At 62.2% G+C, this 6,417-nt stretch carries 5 protein-coding genes and 2 pseudogenes; 5 read left to right on the top strand and 2 right to left on the bottom strand.

The genetic code is table 11. The features are described 5' to 3' along the window. Window positions 1-378 (top strand): annotated as a pseudogene (locus tag EOC06_RS28950) (MmgE/PrpD family protein); the annotation flags it as partial. Between the two features lie 937 nt (window positions 379-1,315). On the opposite strand, the gene EOC06_RS28945 reads toward EOC06_RS28950, so the two are convergent. Beyond that, entirely contained in the window at window positions 1,316-2,215 is a 900-nt protein-coding gene (locus EOC06_RS28945) for a LysR family transcriptional regulator (RefSeq protein ID WP_024504011.1), read from the bottom strand. A 188-nt stretch (window positions 2,216-2,403) separates the two neighbouring features. Between EOC06_RS28945 and EOC06_RS28940 the strand changes: the two genes are divergently transcribed. The 4 genes and pseudogenes from EOC06_RS28940 to EOC06_RS45190 all read left to right on the top strand — a co-directional run bounded on the left by EOC06_RS28940 (window position 2,404) and on the right by EOC06_RS45190 (window position 5,471). Further along, the gene (locus EOC06_RS28940; RefSeq protein WP_128309407.1) at window positions 2,404-3,687 is read left to right on the top strand and encodes a serine hydrolase; all 1,284 of its coding nucleotides are present in this window, start codon (window positions 2,404-2,406) and stop codon (window positions 3,685-3,687) included. Between the two features lie 32 nt (window positions 3,688-3,719). Next, window positions 3,720-4,601: an NmrA family NAD(P)-binding protein gene (locus EOC06_RS28935; RefSeq protein WP_128309406.1), complete on the top strand. Its 882-nt coding sequence runs from the start codon at window positions 3,720-3,722 to the stop codon at window positions 4,599-4,601. A gap of 445 nt (window positions 4,602-5,046) precedes the next feature. Further along, window positions 5,047-5,226 (top strand): annotated as a pseudogene (locus EOC06_RS45195) (sulfotransferase); the annotation flags it as partial. A gap of 134 nt (window positions 5,227-5,360) precedes the next feature. After that, complete coding sequence (locus EOC06_RS45190; protein WP_363222031.1) at window positions 5,361-5,471, top strand: hypothetical protein; 111 nt, start codon at window positions 5,361-5,363, stop codon at window positions 5,469-5,471. 440 nt (window positions 5,472-5,911) lie between these two features. On the opposite strand, the gene EOC06_RS28925 is transcribed toward EOC06_RS45190, so the two are convergent. Then, on the bottom strand, window positions 5,912-6,417 hold a 506-nt coding region (locus EOC06_RS28925), incomplete at its 5' end, for a TetR/AcrR family transcriptional regulator (RefSeq protein ID WP_206631276.1).

Genomic DNA, 6,417 nt, shown 5'->3' with positions numbered 1-6,417 from the left:
GTTTTGGGGCTGATCGCCGTTCACGGCGTCGCCGACCTCGACGCGTTCGAACACCATGCACTTGCCGACACCCGCGTCGCCCGTTTCCGCGCGAAGGTGCGGATGGAACTCGACGCCGAGGTCGACACCCTCTATCCCAAGCAGTGGGTCGGCAAGGTGAGCGTCACGACCGTTGACGGCCGCAAATTCAATGCCCGCGTCGACGAGCCCAAGGGAGATCCCGGCAACACCCTTTCGAAACAGGAACTGGAAGCCAAGGCTGTACGCCTCGCCGAATTCCGAGGCGGGGCCACCGCTGACGAGATGCGTCGCTGCATAGCCCGCATCTGGAGGCTCGGTCAGCCCGGGAGCACGGCGCACATATTTGCTGAGAGTTAGCCCGCTATCGCGCCGAAGGACTGCACCCGCCCGAAACGGATGGAACGAGCGCATTGCAGGCAGTTCGATTCCTTTCGCGCCGCCCCGTGTTGTAAACCAGTTTGATCGGCAGTCCTCGGGAGCCCACCATAAATCAATGAATTCAATGAGATCGGCGGATTCGTCAACCTGATTTGGCTAGCCGAGGCAAATAAAACACGATACCTTATTGATAAATAAGATAATGGTGGTGCTGGCAGTCACTAGCGAACCAGTCTCTGTCTGATTTTCCCTGTTAGGCGCCGAACACAGCGAATTCTCGGCGATTCTTGACGCCCGAGCCAAATTCGACCTTAAATCCCGGAGCGGTTTCAATCTCTTGGGAGGAAATTCCCTATTCGGCCTAACAGGGAAACGAAAGCGCCCTAACAGGGAAGCGACTCGGATCTCGAGGGTTGTAAATGCGCCCTTGCTTGACTTTGAGCTGCGTTGCGACTGGGTTGCGTCATACCCGCCAAATCGCACAAAACCCAGATGCAGCACACTTTCACCCGCCAAGGATTGTATGACCTCGTTTGGTCGACGCCCATTGTCACGCTCTCTGAGCGGTTTTACGCCTTGGGAATGGCCCACGTAGACATCCTGGCGTCAGATGAGATCAGGACCAAAGGCTGACGTGGCTGGGTACGGGAGACTTTGGACTTCCGTTGGCATGTGGTCTGTCGGCTAAAGATTTTGGCAAGTCATCACGAAAAAGCAGATAAGAGCCAATTCCGAATTTCAAGCGGCCCAACCAGGCGATGATATCCAGCGGCTGAGGCGTCGATTGCATTCGGCCGCTCGACCGATGGTGACCGGCTCCCCGTCGGCTCATATGATCGATATGGAACACCATCATGCGAGGCGGCAAGCATTTTTTCCGGCGGCAGCTAGGGCCGTGCGGCAAGAATGCCCCGCGTTACTCCGCCGCGATCCGTTGAACAAAATCCAGAAAAGCGCGCACTTTTGCAGGCGGCATGTGGCGTGACGGATGATAGGCGTAAAGCGGAAACTGCTCGTCTGACCATTCCGCCAGGATCGTCGCGAGCGCCCCGCTCTCAAGCCACTCGTCGAGGCCGATGGCAAGGCTCTGGAATATGCCTTGCCCCGCGAGACCGGCCGCGACGGCGGCGGAGGGATCGTCCAAGACCAACCGCCCCGACGCCTTGATCTCGATGGCCCCGTTATCCCCCCGGAATTCCCAGGTGAACGGCCGCCCGGTCTGCGGGTCGCGGAATAGGATGCAATCGTGGTGCATCAGGTCGTGGGGCGTGGCTGGAATGCCGTGACGGTCGAGATAGCTTGGGGCGGCACAGGTCAGCACCGGGACGTCCAGCAGTTTGCGCGCGATCAGCGAGGATTCGTCCGGCGGACCGAAGCGCACGGCGACATCCGCGCCGCTCATCAACTCTTCGCGATAGTTGCTGGTGGTCAGATCGAGCGACAGTGCGGGGTAGCGTGCCAGGAATTCACCGATCCTCGGCGCCAGCACCATTCGCGCGAACCAGGGATCGATCGATACCCTGAGCCGCCCGCCCACGAATGCCGCCGAACCGGCGGCTTCGGAGGCCGCCTCCTCCAGTCCGGCCAGCAGCGGCATTATCCGGGCATGGAAGCGCGCGCCCTCCTCCGTCAGCGTGACCTCGCGCGGATTGCGGTCGAACAACCTGACACCGACACGTTGTTCGAGCCTCGCCACCGCACGGCTGACCCCCGATGGCGTGAGACCGAGAACATCCGCGGCCCGCACGAAATTGCCCGCTTCCATCACCGCCCCGAAAACGCCGACCCCGGTCAGCAGCCGCGTGTCGAAACTCATGCCCTAACTCCGTTGCAAGGTCGATGATCGTTAATAGCCCATCATGATGATTTTGAGTCATCTTATCTTTGATTTTATTGCGCGTGAATCATCGCGTCGCTTCCCATAGATGATTTTTGAGCGCCCGGACGGCGCCGGCGGCACACCGGACCGCGGAAGTCTCCGACCTTGCGAGAAGGAATTCATCCATGAATGCGATCTCACGCAGAAGCCTGTTGGCGCGTGGCGGCCTTTTGCTGGCGGCGGGCGCCGCCGCGGTGAACACGCCGGTTCACGCACTGGCGGCCAACCGGCAAGCGCGGTCCGGCAACTTCAAGTCCATCAACATGGCCATGGAACAGGCGGTGCGCGACGGGATCGTCGCCGGCGTCGTTGCCACCGCGGCAGGACCAGACAGCATGATCTACGAAGGAACCTTCGGAAAGGCCAGTACGGCCACCGGAGCAACGATGCGCGCCGATACGGTATTTTGGCTGTTGTCCATGACGAAGGCCTTCACCGCCACGGCCTGCATGCAGCTAATCGAGCAGGGCAGGATCAATCCCGAGGACGATGCGGCGAAATATCTGCCGGAACTCGCCAATCCGATGGTGCTGGAGGGCTTCGACGGCCACGGCCAGCCGCGCCTGCGTCCGGCCAAGCGGGCCATCAAGGTGCGTCACCTGCTCACACACACCTCCGGCTATACCTATTCGATCTGGAGCGATGCACTAACCCGCTACGAGAACGTCACCGGCATGCCGGACATCGCCACGTGCAAGAACGGCGCCTTCCTGGCACCGCTCGAATTCGACCCCGGCGAACGCTGGCAATACGGCATCAGCATGGACTGGGTCGGAAAGCTGGTTGAGGCGGTCAGCGACCAGTCACTGGAAGTCTTTTTCCGCGAGAACATCTTCGCCCCGCTCGGCATGACCGATTCAGGCTTCCTGATCGGAAGCAAGCAGAAGGCCAGGGTCGCCACCTTCCATAACCGTCGCGAAGACGGCGGCCTGACGCCCGCGCCCTTCGAAATGCCGCAGCGGCCGGAATTCTTCATGGGCGGCGGCGGCGGCTTCAGTACACCGCGCGACTACATGGCCTTCCTGCGGATGCTGCTGAACGGAGGCACTCATAAAGGCGTACGGGTGCTGAAGCCGGAAACGGTCGCGTCGATGATGCGCAACCAGATCGGCAACCTCGACGTCCATGCCATGAGGACTGCCCAGCCTGCCTATTCGCAGAGCTTCGACCAGTTTCCCGACGAGCCCCACAAGTGGGGATATTCGTTCGACATCAACACGCTGCCCGGTCCGAACGGTCGGTCGGCAGGCAGCATTTCCTGGGCCGGCCTGCTCAACTGCTATTTCTGGCTCGACCCGGTCAGGAAGGTGACCGGCGCCATCTTCACCCAGCTCCTGCCCTTCTACGACCAAAAGGTCGTGAAGCTCTACGGCACATTCGAGCGCGGCCTCTACGACGGCCTCGCCTGATCCATCCCGATTTCAACACAAGGAGACATATCATGTATGCGATTACAGGAATAACTGGCAAGGTCGGCGGCGCGCTGGCGAAAGCCCTGATCGAAGCCGGAGAACCGGTCCGTGCGGTGCTGCGCGATCCCGCCAAGGCGGAAATCTGGCGCAAGCGCGGGTGTGAAATCGCCTTCGCCGAGATGGGCGCCGCCGCCCAGCTTGCTGCCGCCTTCAATGGCGCCACTGGCGTTTTCATTCTGCCGCCGTCGGAATTCGACCCTGCGCCCGGCTATCCGGAAGCGGCCAAGCAGAATGAGGTGCTGACGACCGCTCTCCTTGCTGCGCGCCCGGAAAGGGTCGTCTGCCTCTCCACCATCGGCGCCGACGGGGAAGTGGACAATCTGTTGAGCCAACGGGCGATGCTGGAAGAAGCCCTCGGCGAGCTCGATTTTCCCGTCACCTTCCTGCGGCCCGGCTGGTTCATGGAAAATGCGGCCTGGGACGTCGCGCCGGCCCGCGACGAAGGCGTGCTGCACAGCTTCCTCCAGCCGGCTGACAAGACCTTCGCCATGGTGGCGACGCAGGATATCGGCCGGCTTGCCGCCGATCTGATCCGCGAGGGGTGGACCGGCAAGCGGGTTGTGGAACTTGAAGGCCCGTCGCGGGTCTCGCCCAACGATCTCGCCAATGCCTTCGCGTCGGCACTCGGGCATCCGGTGCGGGTGGAGATCGTCCCGCGGGAAAGCTGGGAGGGCCTGTTCCGTGCCCAGGGTACGCGTAACCCACAGCCGCGCATGCGCATGCTCGACGGCTTCAACGAAGGCTGGATCGACTTCAAAGATAACGGACAGAACAGCGTCAAAGGCAAGACACCTCTTGTGGAGGTGATCGCGGCGCTTGTCCGGCAAGCCGCCGCGACCGAGGCCGTTTGATTCCACCCTGAAAACACAGCAGACGGCACGGACATCCGCCGCCGCCCCCCTCGCAACCTGAAGGGAACTATGATGGAACGGCTGTGTAACGAGAATGCGGACACACGACCAACTGGTGCCCCCGAAATTGGCCGAAGCGACCCTTATCGGGGCTATGCTGGAAACAAAGGCTGCCGGCCTAGCTCCTGCGGCTCGGATCGCTATCGGCGCCGTAACCGGCCGGCCCGCTATGTAGCCTTCGGGCAGAGCGAGTTCGCCGCATCGCCCGACATGCCGATTTGGCCTCTCGGATTGAGAGCTAGGACCATCCTCCCTTTCCACCCTCTGCAATCTATGATCCGCTCCCGCCCACAGGAGGATCGCATGGCATTACCTGTTATCGGGGCTGGGTTCGGCCGCACCGGCACGCACACTCTGAACTTGGCGCTTGAAATGCTCGGTTCACATGGAGGACGTCAACTCTAACCCCGAGCACCGCGACCTGATCCGCGCCGCCGGGCGCCGCGAGCCGGTGGATTGGGACGTCGTCTATGTCGGCTACAAGTCGGCAGTCGACTGGCCGACGGCCTATTTCTGGCGCGAACTCGCCGAGTATTTCCCCGACGCCAAGCTCATCCTCACCGTTCGCAACTCCGAGGACTGGTATAGGAGCGCACGCGCCACGATCTTCAACGCCATGGGCGAGACCGACCCGCAAAGTTTTGGCCGGGCCGTCATAGAGACGAAAATTTTCGGCGGTCGCGCCTGCTGCTCTATCCAATGGCCGAAGGCTGGCCGAACCTGCGCGCCTTTCTCAGCGTGCCGATCCGGACCGAACCCTTCCCCCACAGCAGCACCACGACCGAATTCCGAAGCCGCTTCGCCAAATAAGCCCCGCACCGAGTTCGAAGCCGCAGCCCGGGTAACGCGCGTAGCAGCCTGTCCACGCCCGCTCCGATGCTTGTAACCAGTAGAAGGGGGTGTACCAGCAAGGGGAGGGTGGCCGCTGTTGGGCGCGAAGGTGCCATTGCGGCTAGCCGCTTGGATGTCCGCTTCTGGACGGCGGCCATTATAAGTTCGATGGCCGACTTCAGGCGCGTTGCGGACGACAGTTCTGGGGCCGGTTTACGGACAGCCAGCCTTTGGACGATCAGCGCGCGAAAGCTGCCTTCATCGGCTGGTTCCCAGCTTTGGACATCGGGTAGTACGTGGCCTAGTCAGTCAGAGAGCGGCCGTCCTGCACCGACGCTGGGGCGGCCGTCTTCCGTAACGGACGTTCAGCCCGCAGGCCGCGAGTGGGCCGGTCACGGCGCTGTCCAGACGGGGCGCGCCTATCGACGCAGGCGCTTCCTTGCACGTTCAAGGATTTCCTCCGATAGTGGCGTCCCCGACGCGATTCGGGCCAAGGTCATTGCGCCGATCATGGTGGCGTAGTCCACCATGGCTTCGCCGCGGGCCTCCCCAGAAAATCGATCTTCGGCCAGCGCGTCGATCATCTCTTCGACGACAGCCACCGCCGCCGCCCGCGTCTTACCTGAGGACCGGGCAGCTTCGCTCCCCAACGCCGCCATTGGACAGGTAGGCGTACCCGCATCGCGATGCTCAGGGGACAGGTAGCGGTCCAACGCAGCGTTCCGCCCCTTTTCTGCCCGGACCTTGCCGAGCATGTCCGCAGATGCGTTGCCCGCAGCGACGAGCGCCTCGGCTATTAGCTGCTCCCTGTTGCGAAAATGCTTGTAGAAGCCGCCGTGGGTGAGGCCGGCAGCAGCCATAACGTCCGAAAGACTAGCCTCGGCGATGCCCGTGCGCCGGATGTAGTCAGCGGCCGCCGCAACGA

Origin of the sequence: Mesorhizobium sp. M7A.F.Ca.MR.362.00.0.0 (assembly GCF_004023175.1) — a bacterium.
Classification (GTDB): Bacteria; Pseudomonadota; Alphaproteobacteria; order Rhizobiales; family Rhizobiaceae; genus Mesorhizobium.
This window is presented reverse-complemented; position numbering and strand designations above follow the sequence as displayed.

Bases quoted from the DNA above. Each gene is read 5' to 3' on its own strand.
- EOC06_RS28945 (WP_024504011.1), bottom strand. From the start codon at position 2,215: ATGAGTTTCGACACGCGGCTGCTGACCGGGGTCGGCGTTTTCGGGGCG.
- EOC06_RS28940 (WP_128309407.1), top strand. From the start codon at position 2,404: ATGAATGCGATCTCACGCAGAAGCCTGTTGGCGCGTGGCGGCCTTTTG.
- EOC06_RS28935 (WP_128309406.1), top strand. From the start codon at position 3,720: ATGTATGCGATTACAGGAATAACTGGCAAGGTCGGCGGCGCGCTGGCG.
- EOC06_RS45190 (WP_363222031.1), top strand. From the start codon at position 5,361: ATGGCCGAAGGCTGGCCGAACCTGCGCGCCTTTCTCAGCGTGCCGATC.